Consider the following 14,101-nt stretch of genomic DNA (forward strand, 5'->3'; position numbering starts at 1 on the left):
GGGCTCAGCAAGATATTCAGCTGGGTGCCTGTCTCATGGGCCAACCTCGAGAGCACAGATTCCGCTGATTGGTAGATTTCACCGAAGTTTACCGGTGAGGATAGGTTACATTCGGTGGACGTGACTCGCGCAGCACTTTGCGATCGAAGCCATGCAAGGTAGGAGTCCACACTGGACTGTGGATAGTTGTACAGGAGCTCCACACGCTCGAACCGCTGCGCTTGCTCTAGTAGAGTCTGCGCCAATGGCCCCAACTGCTGCGCACCCTGTTGCGCTGCGGCCAGATCTTTACCTCCGATCCAGCTGACTAAAACTTGCTCGACTGCCAATTTGCTGCCCCACCCCAGGCTGCCGATCGGCTCTCAGACCGTGGCGCCATTTTTGTTTTTGTATCGGCCAAATAATCCTGTGATCTTAATCACATTTTGCTCTGGATTGAACCGGTGTGTGCCCGCGTGTAATGGCAGCGAAGTTAATCGATTAATTCTCAGACATTGCGTGCGATTTTCAACCACACGACATTCAATCTCAACCTCTCCACTTACGCGTTAAACCCTCGAGCGCCCCCTGAACCCGCCGTGCCCAGGTCCATCAGCCTTGATCGGATCAGGCAAACTGTTCGATGTGACTTCAGGAATTATCTTACTCGCATCAGAGGAAAGACAGTGCTCAACGACATGAAAATCCGCAAAGCGAAACCGAAAGAGAAGGCTTTCAAGCTGAGTGATTCAGACGGGCTGTATTTGATCGTACTGCCCACAGGCGGAAAGAGTTTTCGCCTGGATTATCGATACGGCACCAAGCGCAAAACCTTGACGTTCGGCCTCTATCCGAACGTCAGCCTGGCGGAGGCTCGCAGACAAGCGAATGAAGCCCGCCGCCAACTCGCCGCAGGTTTGGACCCGGCGGTAGAACGCAAACTGCTCAAGGCAAGTGCATACCTGGACAGCGAAGAAACCTTCGAAGCGGTCTCCCGCGAGTGGGCGGAAGCGCACCTATCCGGAAAGTCCAAGTCTCACCGGGAGCGCTCCATGGCACTACTCGAAAACGATTTACTACCAGTGTTGCGCGCGATTCCGATTCGTAAGCTGAACGCTCCGCTCTTACTGAGCGCGCTACGCGAAATTGAAAAGCGCAGCGCCGACATGGCCGAACGCGCCAGAGGGCTAGCTGGGCAAATCCTACGCTACGCAGTGGCCACCAGCCGAGCAGAAAGAGATTTCACTGCTGACCTCCGCGGGGCGCTGCGCAAACACCAAGGCTCTCATTACGATGCGATCGTTGACCCCGTCAACTTTGCTGAGCTAATGCTGGCGATTGATAAATACCAAGGCACTATGACCGTACGGAACGCTCTGAGGATTGCACCATTGCTAATGCTGCGACCAGGGGAACTTCGACGTATGACTTGGGAGCACGTCAATTGGGAGGCGGAACAACTGGAATTCAAAATCGGAGAAATGAAAGATAAAAAACGACCTCATATCGTCCCACTGTGCCGGCAGGCCTTGGATATGCTGCAAGAACAGCAACGCTATTGCGGGAGGTTCGGACCCGTCTTTCCATCCGCCCATGGGCGCAGAAAACACATGGGGCCTACCGCCATGCAGAGAGCGCTGAAAAACCTGGGCCCCCTAGGGCTCCAGCAGAGCGTGCATGGGTTTCGTGCGTCGGCACGCACGATTATGGAGGAAGTAATGGGTGTTCCACCGCATCTGCTGGAACATCAATTGCATCACATGGTGCGGGATCCAAATAGACGGGCCTACAACCGCACCATTCACCTCGATGCTCGCCGAGAAATGCTGCAAAACTGGGCGGACTGGCTGGATTCCCAAAAGGCAGAAATCGCTAATCGCACGCAGCGAGAAAACCAGCAACTGGAAGCAAGCTCATCAACCACTAAGGATGGCCAGAGCCAACTCGAGATCTTTTTCGAGGAAACCTGAGGTTGGATCGGTAATTACTAACTGCGGGAGTTTCGGGGGGAATAAACCGGCCTGATCATCAATGATGACGTACTGCCCAATGTTTTCTCGGTCTCGTAGATACATCTCAACCTCCAGCCAGCGCATGGGTATTCCCGCCGGAATGCGCCGCACCAGCGGCGTCGCATCGATGATCTGATTACCAAAGATTGGCTGAAAGGCTCGCAGGCTGAACTCTAGTCGCCAAGTGGAGGTCACTACAATTTTTGCGCCGGATTGTTCACACAAGCGGTTTATTCGAGCCACCTGTTCTGGCAGGAAAAAATTGTGTCCAATTAACGGCTGCACCTGAGCCCAATGAATTGGCACGTGCTGGCCTGCGGGGTGTACAACTCCATCAAAGTCCAGGAAAACAATACACTCCGCCATCACCTAGCTGCTAAACCTTTTTCCACGGGGGGATATCTCCCATCACTAACTTTACTTTGAAAGCGTCTCCTCGTCGTCCTCAGTGTAGTAATACTCCTGTGGGGACCGAAGAAACTGCATAATTTCACCATACCGCCAAGAAGAGCCGCCGGTAAAAAATTTTTTCGGCGGAGGAGCCCGCCGAAGCTCAATCCAGCGATACCAGGTGGATGAGGATACACCCACCAGCCGTAAAACCTCCGGGAGTCGCAGAAGGCGATCCGGGTGTTCGTCCAGAAGCCGCTGGATGTCATTGGGGTCTGTTTTATCTCGATCCATTACGCACCTAGGGAGTTGTGGGTTCAGCTCGTAGCCTACCCTCAAAGGCCACCCGCGGCGGCTGTGGGCACCCGGGTTTGAGGGGGCGGTCGTGGCTGATCTCGACCTATCGGTGCCGATCCGCTACCTGGGCAAGTGCCGAGATCGCCTGGAGCAAGATTTCGCGCTCTTGCTCCAACACGGAATATTGCTCACGAAGATCCTGAAGTTGCTGGTCAGCAAATAAAAATGCCGGTGACACCAAGCGCAATAGCTCAGGGTCGATCGCTTTGAGCTCATGTCGCCGAATTTCCTCATGGCCCCGGCTAATTCGATAACTCTCCCACCGCTGCCACACCCTGCGATTAAGTTCGCGTAACAACCTAGGGTTATAGATCCGGTGGGGGCCAATATGCGGACTCCCGAGCGGAAAGTTCCTGACCACAAAAAATGTGAGCTTTTCGACTGGATCACCCTCATTGGGCCCAGAGAGTATGGTCAACTCTACATCCGCCGGCGTTAAATACAGCCGCCACATCTCGGTGGAGATCCACAGATCGTAGGGGCCAGTCTGCGGGTCTACACTGCGCAGCAAAAAATCCAGTTCATCTAAACCAGGAAAGTCCCGCATTTCGAGGTACGATTGCATTTCCATGTCTTCCTCCGTGATTGTCTATTCATTGGGTCGTTCAATTAGTGCCATGAAATCAGTCATCCGTATCAAGTTTGCGTTTCTGAACATCGATCCAGTCGGCCCAGCGCTGCAGCATTTCTCGGCGCGCATCCAGATGAATGGTGCGGTTGTAGGCGCGCCCAGTACTGTCGCGAACCATATGATGCAGCTGCGCCTCCAGTAGATCGGGGCGCTCTCCAAGCACTTCATCCATGATTGTGCGTGCGGATGCGCGAAACCCATGCACCGTTTGAACGGAATTCGCGTATCCCATATTGCGCAACGCAGCGCGCATACCATTCTCACTCATACAGCGGCGGCGCCCGTGGCCCGAGGGAAACACAGGTGAAAAGCGCCCGTTAAAGCGCTGCTGTTCGCGCAAAATCACCAACGCCTGCCTGGAAAGCGGCACGATTTGCGCGCGGTCTTTTCTTTTCATGTAGCCGATCGGGAATTCCAGCTGCTCCAGCTCCCAGTTCACATGCTCCCAGGTCATATGGCGCAGCTCACCTGGGCGCAACATCAATAGCGGGGCGATTTTCAGCGCATTGCGCACGGTCATAGTGCCGTCGTAGTAATCGATGGCGAGCATCAACTTTGCGAATGCTTTTGGGTCGGTAATGGCTGGGTAGTGGGATTTGTGATGGGTGCGCAATGCACCGCGCAGGTCTGGAGAAAAATCTCGCTCTGCCCTACCCGTCGCTACCGCGTAGCGGAGGATCTGACCGGCCAGCGCTCTTGCACGGTGGGCCATATCCACACTGCGGGATTCAACCTTGCGCAGGGCCCCCAGCAACAGCACGGCATTGAGGTCCCGCATCGGGATACCACCCAGCACCGGTATGAGGTCATTTTCCAACAGGGCCGTGGAGCGCGTTTTGTGCGAATTGGACTTGTCCGCCAGATTCATCTCGGCCCACTCCCGTGCAACGGCCTCAAAAGTCTCGTTGCTATTGAGATAGGCAGTGGCCTTTTGGACCTTACGCTCGATCGCTGGATCAACGCCTTTGGCAAGCTTGGAGTGAGCCTCATCGGCCAGGCTCCGCGCCTCGGCCAGACTGACCCGAGGAAACAGCCCCAGGGTCAGTGTTTTGCGCTTATCTCCATATCGATAATCCAGACGCCAGCTGCGGCCGCCGGAAGGCAGCACATAGAGGTAGAGCCCGGCACCATCGGTCAGTTTATAGCCGCGCTCCCGGGGCTTGGCCTTTTGCACGGCGGTAGCAGTCAATCTGCCCATGCGCGCCCTCCCCAATGCTGCGGAGTGACGGTATGCGAACTCGAAACGGCGTGAATACCGCTAGAAATACCGTAATAGTGCCGGGTTTCCGTGGTTTTGAATGCTACAAGATGGGAAAGGTACCGCGCGCTGATTTGAGGAAAATCAGGGGGTTGGAGACGGAATAAACCGAAACGGGATAGAAAGTTGGTCGGAGTGGCCGGATTTGAACCGACGACCACCACACCCCCAGTGTGGTGCGCTACCAGGCTGCGCTACACTCCGATAAGAGTAAATCAAGCGGGGCAAAAGTTACGTAAGTGCTTGATTTATAAGGGGCATCGCTTGGCGATGAGGCGCAAATCATACCGAAGTACGGTGGGAATGCAAGCCCGTTTTGCGCCTTTTTGACTCAGGTTAGATCAGGCTTCCGCTTCCAGCAGTTCCAGCACACCTTCCAGTTCAGCGATCATCTGTGGGATCACCTGGTTCAGCTGTACGGTCTGCACTTTTTCGGAGCTGCCGCTTTCCATCTGCAGGCGTGCGCCGCCAATGGTGTAGCCCTCTTCGTACAGGAGCGCGCGGATCTGACGGATGAGGATGACATCCTGGTGTTGGTAGTAGCGGCGGTTGCCGCGACGTTTGACCGGGCTGAGCTGCGGGAATTCCTGCTCCCAGTAGCGCAGTACGTGAGGTTTGACAGCACACAGCTCGCTGACCTCACCGATGGTGAAATAGCGTTTCCCCGGGATTACAGGGAGTTCGCTGTTATGACTCGCTTCCAGCATCTTCTTCTACTCGTGCCTTGAGTTTTTGCCCCGGCTTGAAGGTGACTACCCTTCTCGCGGAAATGGGGATTTCTTCGCCAGTCTTGGGGTTCCGTCCCGGGCGCTGGCTTTTGTCACGCAGATCGAAATTGCCAAACCCCGACAGTTTGACCTGCTCGTTATTTTCAAGGGCGTTGCGGATTTCCTCGAAGAAATATTCGACGATTTCTTTGGCTTCGCGCTTGTTGAAACCCAGCTCTTCGTACAACTTCTCGGCGAGCCCGGCTTTGGTCAGTGCCTCTGTCATTGGTTCCTGCCCAACAGATTCAGAGGCGTCGACTCCCGGTTGTTAAGCCTGGTACCGCGTTGGCTTGGAACCCGGAGGCAGACGCTCTCGGGATACGCGCGTCAGTCTGCGTACCCCGGAGCGTTTTCCGAATCAGCGCAGGCTGGCGTTGTATTTTTGTTCTAGTTCAGAAACAACCGCTTGCACGGCGGCATTGATTTCTTCGTCGTTAAGGGTGCGCGAGGGATGCTGAAAGGTCAAGCCCATGGCGACACTTTTTCTATTAAAATCAATGCCTTTGCCCTGATAGACGTCAAAAATGTTGAAGTCTGTCAAAAATTCACCAGCGGCGCTGACCGCCGATTCAGCAAGCTGACCAACCGGGGTCTCCACGTCTGCCAGTATGGCGAGATCGCGGCGAACCTCGGGGAATTTGGACAGTGGAGTAAAGGCAGGAATGACCGCCTGCCCCAGCCCATCCAGGCTCAGCTCAAACAGGAAGGCACCTTTTGGCAGGTCGTAGGCTTTTTGCAGTTCCGGGTGCAGTGCGCCCAGTACGCCAACGGGCTTGCCATTGCGCTGCAGCTCGGCGCACTGGCCGGGGTGCAGAGCGGAGTGCCTGGCGGGAACGAAGGTGAATTCGCCCTCTGCCTCGAAGTGGCTCAGCAGCGCTTCCACATCCGCTTTGATGTCATAGAAGTCCACCAGGTCTTTGGAGCCGGTCCAACCTTCCGGCTGACGGGTACCGTAGATCAGACCGGCGAGCATACGCTCCTGTTGCAGTGCCTCGCCCTCATTGCCGGGCACGAAACGCAGGCCGGTTTCGAACAGGCGCAGGCGGTCCTGCTGGCGGTTGAGGTTGTACTGCAGGGCTTTGACCAGGCCCGGCATCAGCGTGGTGCGCATTACGGAGAGATCTGCGCTGATGGGGTTCTGCAGGGCTACAGGCTCTACTTCCGGGTCGAATTTGGCGGAGGCATCGCGGTCGATAAAGCTGAAGGTGATGGCCTCTTGATAGCCGCGGGACAGCAGGGTCTGCTCCAGGCGGGACTGGGCCACACTGGCTTCGGCGCGCGGCACAATATCCAGAGACGCTTTCAAGGCGACACTGGGAATACGGTTGTAGCCGTATACGCGTGCCAGTTCTTCCAGCAGATCGGATTCGATGGCGATATCGAAACGGAAGCTGGGCACCAGGAAGGTCCAGCCTTCGCTGTCTTCAGCGATCTTTTCCAGGCCCAGGCGGGTGATGATCTCGACGATCTCGGCATCGCTCATTTCGATACCGAGACCACCGCTTACACGCTGGCGGCGCAGGGTGATATTGCGCTCCGCCGGCATGGCTTCGGTCACTTCACGTAGGTGTACCGGGCCCGGCTCACCGCCGACGATTTCCAGCAGGAGCTGGGTGGCGCGCTCAATGGCTTTTTCCTGCAGGCGGTAATCCACGCCGCGCTCGAAGCGGTGGGAGGAATCTGTGTGCAGGCCGTAGGAACGGGCTTTACCGGCAATGGCCAGCGGGCTGAAAAAGGCGCTTTCCAGGAAGATGTCGTTGGTGGCCTTGGTGACGGAGGAATCCAGTCCACCCATGATGCCAGCGATGGCCAGTGGGCCTTTCTCGTCGGCAATCAGCAGGGTGTCGGCTTTCAGTTCCACTTCCTGCTCGTCGAGCAGGGTGAGTTTTTCGCCCTGCTCTGCTATGCGCACCTTAATGCCGCCGCTCAGTTTGGCGAGGTCAAAGGCGTGCATGGGCTGACCCAGTTCCAGCAATACGTAGTTGGTAACATCCACTACCGGATCGATACTGCGCACACCACTGCGACGCAGGCGCTCCTGCATCCACAGCGGGGTTTCTGCGTCGATATTGATGTTGCGGATCACACGGCCGACGTAGCGCGGACAGGCGTCTTCGGCGAGCAGGGAAACTTGCAGGCTGTCGTCGATTATCGGGGCAACCGCCTCGATAACCGGCGGGGTGACTTCGCAGCGGTTCAGCACTCCCACTTCACGGGCGATACCGGCGACGCCGAGGCAGTCGGAACGGTTTGGGGTCAGGTCGACCTCGATGGTGCTGTCGTCCAGCTGCAGATATTCGCGCAGGTCGGTGCCGATAACGGCGTCTTCTGGCAGCTCCCAGATACCGTCGCTGTCGTCACCCAGTTCCAGTTCGGTCTGGGCACACAGCATGCCGAAGCTCTCGACGCCGCGCAGTTTGGCTTTTTTGATTTTGAAATCGCCGGGCAGCTTGGCGCCCACTAACGCGAAAGGAATCTTGATGCCGGTGCGCGCATTGGGTGCGCCGCAGACCACTTGCATCTCCCCTTCCGGGTGGCCTTTTACTTTACAGACGCGCAGTTTGTCGGCGTCCGGATGCTGTTCACAGGCGACGATTTCACCCACGACCACACCGGAAAATGCGCCGGCTACTGGCTCTACGGCGTCCACTTCCAGGCCCGCCATGGTGATCTGGTCGGCCAGCTGCTGTGCTGTCAGGTCCGGGTTTACCCACTCCCGTAACCAGGCGTTGCTGAATTTCATATCTGATCTCTAGCTATTTGTTTCTTGCGCGCTTTGCGCGGTTCACCCACACAGTGGGCTCCCAATAAATTGGATTCGATTTAGAACTGCTTGAGGAAACGCAGGTCGTTGTCGAAGAACAGGCGCAGGTCGTTTACGCCGTAACGCAGCATGGCCATGCGCTCGACGCCGAGGCCGAAGGCAAAGCCGGAGTATTTTTCGCTGTCGATATCGCAGGAGGCGAAGACGTTGGGGTGCACCATGCCGCAGCCGAGAATTTCCAGCCAACCGGTGCCGGAGCACACGCGGCAGCCTTCACCGCCACAGTTAGTGCACTGGATATCCGCTTCCGCAGACGGCTCGGTGAACGGGAAATAGGAAGGGCGGAAACGCACCGGAACATCCGCCTCAAAGAAGGCTTTCAGGAACTGGTCGATACAGCCTTTCAGGTGCGCGAAACTCACGCCTTCGTCGATCACCAGGCCTTCTACCTGGTGGAACATGGGCGAGTGAGTGACGTCGGAATCGCAACGGTACACGCGGCCCGGGCAGATAATGCGCAGGGGCGGATTGGTTTTTTCCATGGTGCGGATCTGCACGGAGGACGTGTGCGTGCGCAGTACCGTGGAGGGATCGATATAGAAGGTGTCGTGCATGGCCCGCGCCGGGTGGTGGGCGGGAATATTCAAGGCTTCAAAATTGTAGTAGTCGCCCTCCACTTCCGGGCCCTGTTCGACGGAGAAGCCGAGGCGCTGGAAGATCTCTTCAATGCGACGCAGGGTACGAGTGATGGGGTGCATGCTGCCGTGATCTTCACCGCGGCCCGGCAGCGTGACGTCGATGGTCTCTTTGGCCAGCTTTTCTTCAATGGCGGCCTTTTCCATCGCGGTACGGCGCGCATTAATCGCGTCCTGCACCTGCTGCTTGGCTTCGTTGATTTTGGCTCCCGCCGCCGGACGCTCTTCCGCAGAGAGCTTGCCCAGACCTTTCAGCAGTGCGGTGATCTGGCCTTTCTTACCCAGGTAATCTACCCGCACCTGGTCCAGTGCGGCGAGGTCGCCGGCCATTTCTACCAGCGCCAGCGCCTGCTCGGTGAGGGACTGCAATTCTTGCATTGATACTATCTCGCTTAAGGCTCGCTATTCGCTCGCTCTGACTCGTTCTGATCGATGAGTGACAATGAGTACTTATTTTCCGCAGCGGATAATAGCAGTCCACCGCGTCATAAATTTGTTCTGTATAGACATTACAGATAAAAAAATAGGGAAGAGCCAAACAGCCCTTCCCTATTTTTAAAGCACAAATCCGCCCTTGCGGGCCGATTTATTCTGCAGGCGCTAATTAAGCTGCCAGGGCTGCCTTGGCTTTTTCAACTACGGCAGCAAAAGCGGCTTTGTCGTATACCGCCAGATCAGCCAGAACACGGCGATCCAGAGCGATATCCGCCTTCTTCAGGCCAGCAATCAGTCGGCTGTAGCTCAGGCCTTCAGCGCGGGACTGGGCGTTGATACGCGTGATCCACAGAGCGCGGAAGTTACGCTTCTTAACGCGACGGTCGCGGTAAGCGTACTGACCAGCTTTGATGACTGCCTGCTTGGCTACGCGGAATACGCGAGAACGCGCACCGTAGTAACCTTTAGCCTGCTTCAGAATTTTCTTGTGACTGCGACGCGCCACTACACCACGTTTTACACGGGCCATATCAATATCCTCTTAAAAACTTACGTGTGCAGCCAATTACTTGGCGCGCAGCATGCGATCGACCAGGGTGGCATCAGACTTGTTCAAAGTGTTGGTGCCGCGCAGCTGACGCTTACGCTTGGTGGTCATCTTGGTGAGGATGTGGCTCTTGTTGGCGTGCTTGTGCTTGTAGCCCGAAGCCGTCTTCTTGAAGCGCTTGGCAGCGCCACTGTGTACTTTTGCTTTCGGCATTTTGTACTCCAAAGTAAATAATGACCCACGAATGGGCTTGTTTAATTGGCTACAGGCCGAGGCCTGTAACTGTGCGGGAGTGAGAAGGCAGCCGTCGCCCGATCACTTCCCGAAAAGAAGGTGCAGAGTGAACCCTGCGCCTTACTTTTTCTTTTTACTGGGCGCGATGACCATGATCATCTGACGGCCTTCCATCTTCGGCCGCTGCTCCACAGTACCCAGCTCCTCGAGATCTTTCTCGATGCGCTGCATCATTTCCATCCCCAGCTCCTGGTGGGCCATTTCACGGCCGCGGAAGCGCAGGGAGACTTTCGCCTTGTCCCCGGCTTCCAGGAAGCGGGTCAGGTTGCGCAGTTTGATCTGGTAGTCGCCGATATCGGTACCGGGACGGAACTTCATTTCCTTGATCTGCTGCTGCTTTTGTTTCTTCTTAGCCGCATTTTTAGCCTTTTTGGCCTCAAATACGTGCTTCCCGTAGTCCATGATCTTACAGACGATGGGATCGGAGTCCGAGGCAATTTCAACGAGATCCAGGCTGGCTTTCTGCGCGTGTTCCAGCGCCTCTTCCAGAGAAACAATACCTACCTGTTCACCATCCGCACCAATCAGTCGCAGTTGCGAAGCTTCAATCTGATCGTTAATACGGGCCTTTTTGGACTTTCCTTTCATATCTCGTTTAATAACACTCGTCTCCGGTAATTTATAAAAGCCTATTAGGGCGCTTATTCAGCTGCACCCTCAATAGACGAACGGCCGCGGCGGTCCACATCCTGGCGGAGGAGCTCAAGGAAAGACTCGTAAGTCATGGTTCCGAGGTCCTCACCGCTACGTGTCCGCACGGCGACCGTCTGGTTTTCCACTTCCTTATCGCCGATCACCAGCAGATAAGGAACACGCTGAAGCGTGTGCTCGCGGATTTTAAAGCCGATCTTCTCGTTTCTCAAGTCAGCAGCGGCGCGGAATCCTTCTGCACCCAGCTTGGACTCAAGGTTCTGGCAGTATTCAGACTGGCGATCGGTGATATTCAGCACCGCCACCTGCTGCGGGGCCAGCCAGGTCGGGAAGGCGCCCTCGTAGTTCTCGATCAGAATGCCGATAAAGCGCTCGAATGACCCGAGGGTCGCGCGGTGCAGCATCACCGGGGTCTGACGGGAGCCATCTTCCGCCACATACTGGGCGTCCAGGCGGCCCGGCATGGAGAAGTCCACCTGAATGGTGCCGCACTGCCATACACGGCCGAGGCAGTCTTTCAGGGAGAATTCGATCTTGGGCCCGTAGAAGGCGCCCTCACCCGGCAGCTCTTCCCAGGGCAGATCCGCCGCATTCAGGGCGTCGGCCAGGGCTTTCTCCGCCTTGTCCCAGCTTTCGTCGGAACCGACGCGCTGTTCCGGACGGGTAGATAAACGATAGATCACTTCCTCGAAGCCGAAGTCTTTATAGACCGCGTGCAACAGGTCCATGAACTCGGATACTTCGGACTGAATCTGATCTTCGGTACAGAAGATGTGGCCATCGTCCTGCACAAAACCGCGCACACGCATCAGGCCGTGCAGGGAACCGGACGGCTCGCTGCGGTGACAGGAGCCGAACTCCGCCAGTCGCAGGGGCAGATCGCGGTAGCTGCGCAGGCCCTGATTGAATACCTGCACGTGACAGGGGCAGTTCATGGGCTTGATGGCGAACTGACGCTCTTCGCTGGTCAGGGTAAACATGTCGTCGCCGAACTTGTCGGCGTGACCGGATTTCTGCCATAGAGAAAAATCCACCAGCTGCGGAGTCTTGATCTCTTTGTAGCCGCGCTCGCGCTGGCGCTCGCGCATGTACTGCTCAACGGTGCTGTATACGGTCCAACCGTTGGGGTGCCAGAACACCATGCCCGGCGCCTCTTCCTGAATGTGGAACAGGTCGAATTTCTTCGCCAGCTTGCGGTGATCGCGCTTTTCCGCTTCCGCAATACGGTGCAGATAGGCCTTGAGCTCTTTCTTATTGGCCCAGGCGGTACCGTAAACACGGGTCAGCATTTCGTTTTTGGCATCGCCGCGCCAGTAGGCGCCGGCCACTTTGGTCAGCTTGAAGGCTTTCAGCTTGCCGGTGGACGGCACGTGCGGGCCGCGGCACAGGTCTTCAAAGTCGCCCTGGCGATACAGGGAAATATCTTCGTTGGTGGGAATGCTGGCGATGATTTCCGCCTTGTATTCTTCCCCCATCTCACGGAAGTATTTAACCGCGTCATCGCGGGGCAGCAGGCGACGACTGACCGGAATATCTTCCTTGGCCAGCTCTTCCATGCGCTTCTCGATCTTCTCGAGATCTTCCGGGGTAAATTGCCGCTCGTAGGCGAAGTCGTAATAGAAGCCATCTTCGATCACCGGTCCGATGGTGACCTGGGCACCGGGGTACAGTTGCTTGACCGCCTGGGCCAGCAAGTGTGCGGTGGAGTGACGGATGACTTCCAGGCCTTCTGGCTGGCGATCGGTCACGATGGCCAGGTTGGCGTCGTGATCGATTACAAAACTGGTATCCACTTCCTTGCCGTCGACAACACCCGCCAGCGCAGCTTTGGCCAGACCGGGACCAATATCATTGGCAACGTCGAATACGGAAACAGGATTGGAGAATTCGCGACGGGAACCGTCAGGGAGGGTAACAACAGGCATTGTTCTTCCTTTTGTTTCAGTGGCGATCCCTACGAAAGACCGCGTGATTCACAGAGCGTGAAGATTGGGCATGTGCCCGAAACGAGTCAGATCAGGATAGAAGAAAAAACTCGCGAGAAATTGGTAGACCCAAGCAGACTCGAACTGCTGACCTCTGCCATGTCAAGGCAGCGCTCTAACCAACTGAGCTATGGGTCTATAGAGTTGCAGACTGAGGATACTCCATAAGACATGGCCCCGCTGCGAAGGAGGCGAACTTTAGCACCGGCTTTTTTGCTTTTCAACCGCCCAAAACAGAAAAAATTTCCGCCAATCAAGCACTTGGGGTATCGTGATCCGGCTGCAGGATGCAGCGCCGAGGCCACCACCGTGTCCGGCCGGTCTCGCACCGCAGTATTTGAAGGATTTTATGAGCACCTCACCTACCGACAGCGCCATCAGCCGCAGTGGATTCCTGCTGGCACTGGGCGCCGCTGCCCTCTTTTCCATCAAGGCGATCTTTATCAAGCTCGCGTATCGCTACGGCGTGGATGTGGAGACTTTCATTCTCCTTCGCATGGCTCTCGCCCTGCCGTTTTACATCGCCATCCTGCTCCTGCTGCGTCGAGGCGGACAGTGGCAGCCGGTGAGCGGGCAGAACGCGTTGATTACGGTCGCACTCGGACTCTGCAGCTATTACCTGGCGAGCTTTCTCGATCTGCAGGGGCTGCGCTATATCAGCGCCAACTTCGAACGACTCATTATCTACCTGTACCCCACCATCGTTGTGGCGCTTGGCTGGCTGTTTCTCGGAAAGACGGCATCGACGCGACAGATGCTGTGCCTGGCCGGAGCTTATGGCGGCATTCTGCTGATTTACTGGCAGGACCAGGATTTCAGTACCGGAGTACCAACCCCGACCTGGGTAAACCTTGGCGGTGTCAGCTGGGGAGCGCTACTGACCTTCGGCAGTGCGTTTAGCTTTGCCCTGTATGTGGCATTCAGCGAGAAGGTGATCAAGGTGCTGGGGAGCCGGCAATTCACAGCTCTCGCCATGATGGTGGCGAGCGCGGCCATTGCCGTCCATTTTACCATTCAGGGCGACTGGTCGCGCTTGCAACAGCCCTGGCCGGTTTACGGTTATGCGCTGGCTGTGGCCTTTCTCTGCACGGTAATTCCATCGCTGATGATGAGCGCCGCCATTTTGCAGATTGGCTCCAGCGCCACCGGCGCCATTGGCACATCTGGCCCGGTCGTGACACTGATTGCTGCAGCACTGGTTCTTGGGGAACCCTTCACACCTACCCATCTGCTCGGCATGGCGGTGATTATTGGCAGCCTGCTCTTATTGAAACAACCAATGAAGCAGCCAACACAGCCCAAGGTAGCGCCGACAACCAATCAGACGAACTAGCAC

At 56.4% G+C, this 14,101-nt stretch carries 14 protein-coding genes and 2 tRNA genes; 2 read left to right on the forward strand and 14 right to left on the reverse strand.

The features are described 5' to 3' along the window. The first annotated feature begins 665 nt into the window (after nt 1-665). Entirely contained in the window at nt 666-1,949 is a 1,284-nt protein-coding gene (locus ACXAG1_RS16315) for a tyrosine-type recombinase/integrase (RefSeq protein WP_475120285.1), read from the forward strand. Here ACXAG1_RS16315 and ACXAG1_RS16320 read toward each other — a convergent pair. From ACXAG1_RS16320 to ACXAG1_RS16385, 14 genes are all read right to left on the reverse strand, one after another. Next, nucleotides 1,896-2,357, reverse strand: a complete 462-nt coding sequence (locus tag ACXAG1_RS16320) for an HAD domain-containing protein (protein ID WP_475120286.1) — start codon at nt 2,355-2,357, stop codon at nt 1,896-1,898. The two genes, ACXAG1_RS16315 and ACXAG1_RS16320, sit on opposite strands and share 54 nt — an antisense overlap. 51 nt (nt 2,358-2,408) lie before the next feature. Further along, entirely contained in the window at nt 2,409-2,675 is a 267-nt protein-coding gene (locus ACXAG1_RS16325; RefSeq protein WP_475120287.1) for a helix-turn-helix transcriptional regulator, read from the reverse strand. Nucleotides 2,676-2,781: 106 nt separating this feature from the next. Further along, nucleotides 2,782-3,309: a hypothetical protein gene (locus tag ACXAG1_RS16330; RefSeq protein ID WP_475120288.1), complete on the reverse strand. Its 528-nt coding sequence runs from the start codon at nt 3,307-3,309 to the stop codon at nt 2,782-2,784. A gap of 52 nt (nt 3,310-3,361) precedes the next feature. Then, a complete protein-coding gene (locus tag ACXAG1_RS16335; RefSeq protein ID WP_475120289.1) occupies nt 3,362-4,567 on the reverse strand; it encodes a tyrosine-type recombinase/integrase in 1,206 nt (401 codons plus the stop codon). Nucleotides 4,568-4,754: 187 nt separating this feature from the next. After that, nucleotides 4,755-4,831 (reverse strand) — tRNA-Pro (locus ACXAG1_RS16340). 137 nt (nt 4,832-4,968) lie between these two features. Next, nucleotides 4,969-5,334 carry a MerR family transcriptional regulator gene (locus ACXAG1_RS16345; RefSeq protein WP_406827862.1) on the reverse strand — a complete coding sequence of 122 codons (366 nt, stop codon included), beginning with the start codon at nt 5,332-5,334 and terminating at the stop codon, nt 4,969-4,971. Next, nucleotides 5,315-5,620, reverse strand: a complete 306-nt coding sequence (gene ihfA, locus ACXAG1_RS16350) for an integration host factor subunit alpha (protein ID WP_043315900.1) — start codon at nt 5,618-5,620, stop codon at nt 5,315-5,317. The genes ACXAG1_RS16345 and ihfA overlap by 20 nt, the downstream gene beginning before the upstream one ends. Nucleotides 5,621-5,752: 132 nt before the next feature. After that, nucleotides 5,753-8,137 (reverse strand): phenylalanine--tRNA ligase subunit beta, encoded by a 2,385-nt coding sequence (gene pheT, locus ACXAG1_RS16355; RefSeq protein ID WP_475092690.1) that lies wholly within the window; start codon nt 8,135-8,137, stop codon nt 5,753-5,755. A gap of 80 nt (nt 8,138-8,217) precedes the next feature. Continuing rightward, nucleotides 8,218-9,231, reverse strand: a complete 1,014-nt coding sequence (gene pheS / locus ACXAG1_RS16360; RefSeq protein WP_475120290.1) for a phenylalanine--tRNA ligase subunit alpha — start codon at nt 9,229-9,231, stop codon at nt 8,218-8,220. Nucleotides 9,232-9,457: 226 nt separating this feature from the next. Continuing rightward, complete coding sequence (rplT, locus tag ACXAG1_RS16365) at nt 9,458-9,817, reverse strand: 50S ribosomal protein L20 (RefSeq protein ID WP_010131381.1); 360 nt, start codon at nt 9,815-9,817, stop codon at nt 9,458-9,460. 36 nt (nt 9,818-9,853) lie between these two features. Next, entirely contained in the window at nt 9,854-10,048 is a 195-nt protein-coding gene (gene rpmI / locus ACXAG1_RS16370; protein WP_010131383.1) for a 50S ribosomal protein L35, read from the reverse strand. A gap of 141 nt (nt 10,049-10,189) precedes the next feature. After that, entirely contained in the window at nt 10,190-10,717 is a 528-nt protein-coding gene (gene infC, locus ACXAG1_RS16375) for a translation initiation factor IF-3 (RefSeq protein ID WP_043315894.1), read from the reverse strand. Nucleotides 10,718-10,770: 53 nt separating this feature from the next. Next, complete coding sequence (gene thrS / locus ACXAG1_RS16380) at nt 10,771-12,705, reverse strand: threonine--tRNA ligase (RefSeq protein WP_475120292.1); 1,935 nt, start codon at nt 12,703-12,705, stop codon at nt 10,771-10,773. Nucleotides 12,706-12,826: 121 nt separating this feature from the next. Next, nucleotides 12,827-12,903: transfer RNA gene (locus ACXAG1_RS16385), tRNA-Val, on the reverse strand. Nucleotides 12,904-13,114: 211 nt separating this feature from the next. Between ACXAG1_RS16385 and ACXAG1_RS16390 the strand changes: the two genes are divergently transcribed. Beyond that, nucleotides 13,115-14,098 carry a DMT family transporter gene (locus tag ACXAG1_RS16390; RefSeq protein ID WP_475092688.1) on the forward strand — a complete coding sequence of 328 codons (984 nt, stop codon included), beginning with the start codon at nt 13,115-13,117 and terminating at the stop codon, nt 14,096-14,098. The last annotated feature ends 3 nt before the right edge of the window (nt 14,099-14,101 follow it).

This window comes from Microbulbifer sp. ABE4_465 (assembly GCF_056160765.1).

What these genes read in the sequence shown, in the direction of transcription:
- ACXAG1_RS16320 (WP_475120286.1), bottom strand. Translation starts at nt 2,357, where the DNA reads ATGGCGGAGTGTATTGTTTTCCTGGACTTTGATGGAGTTGTACACCCC.
- ACXAG1_RS16325 (WP_475120287.1), bottom strand. Translation starts at nt 2,675, where the DNA reads ATGGATCGAGATAAAACAGACCCCAATGACATCCAGCGGCTTCTGGAC.
- ACXAG1_RS16330 (WP_475120288.1), bottom strand. Translation starts at nt 3,309, where the DNA reads ATGGAAATGCAATCGTACCTCGAAATGCGGGACTTTCCTGGTTTAGAT.
- ACXAG1_RS16335 (WP_475120289.1), bottom strand. Translation starts at nt 4,567, where the DNA reads ATGGGCAGATTGACTGCTACCGCCGTGCAAAAGGCCAAGCCCCGGGAG.
- ACXAG1_RS16345 (WP_406827862.1), bottom strand. Translation starts at nt 5,334, where the DNA reads ATGCTGGAAGCGAGTCATAACAGCGAACTCCCTGTAATCCCGGGGAAA.
- ihfA (WP_043315900.1), bottom strand. Translation starts at nt 5,620, where the DNA reads ATGACAGAGGCACTGACCAAAGCCGGGCTCGCCGAGAAGTTGTACGAA.
- pheT (WP_475092690.1), bottom strand. Translation starts at nt 8,137, where the DNA reads ATGAAATTCAGCAACGCCTGGTTACGGGAGTGGGTAAACCCGGACCTG.
- pheS (WP_475120290.1), bottom strand. Translation starts at nt 9,231, where the DNA reads ATGCAAGAATTGCAGTCCCTCACCGAGCAGGCGCTGGCGCTGGTAGAA.
- rplT (WP_010131381.1), bottom strand. Translation starts at nt 9,817, where the DNA reads ATGGCCCGTGTAAAACGTGGTGTAGTGGCGCGTCGCAGTCACAAGAAA.
- rpmI (WP_010131383.1), bottom strand. Translation starts at nt 10,048, where the DNA reads ATGCCGAAAGCAAAAGTACACAGTGGCGCTGCCAAGCGCTTCAAGAAG.
- infC (WP_043315894.1), bottom strand. Translation starts at nt 10,717, where the DNA reads ATGAAAGGAAAGTCCAAAAAGGCCCGTATTAACGATCAGATTGAAGCT.
- thrS (WP_475120292.1), bottom strand. Translation starts at nt 12,705, where the DNA reads ATGCCTGTTGTTACCCTCCCTGACGGTTCCCGTCGCGAATTCTCCAAT.
- ACXAG1_RS16390 (WP_475092688.1), top strand. Translation starts at nt 13,115, where the DNA reads ATGAGCACCTCACCTACCGACAGCGCCATCAGCCGCAGTGGATTCCTG.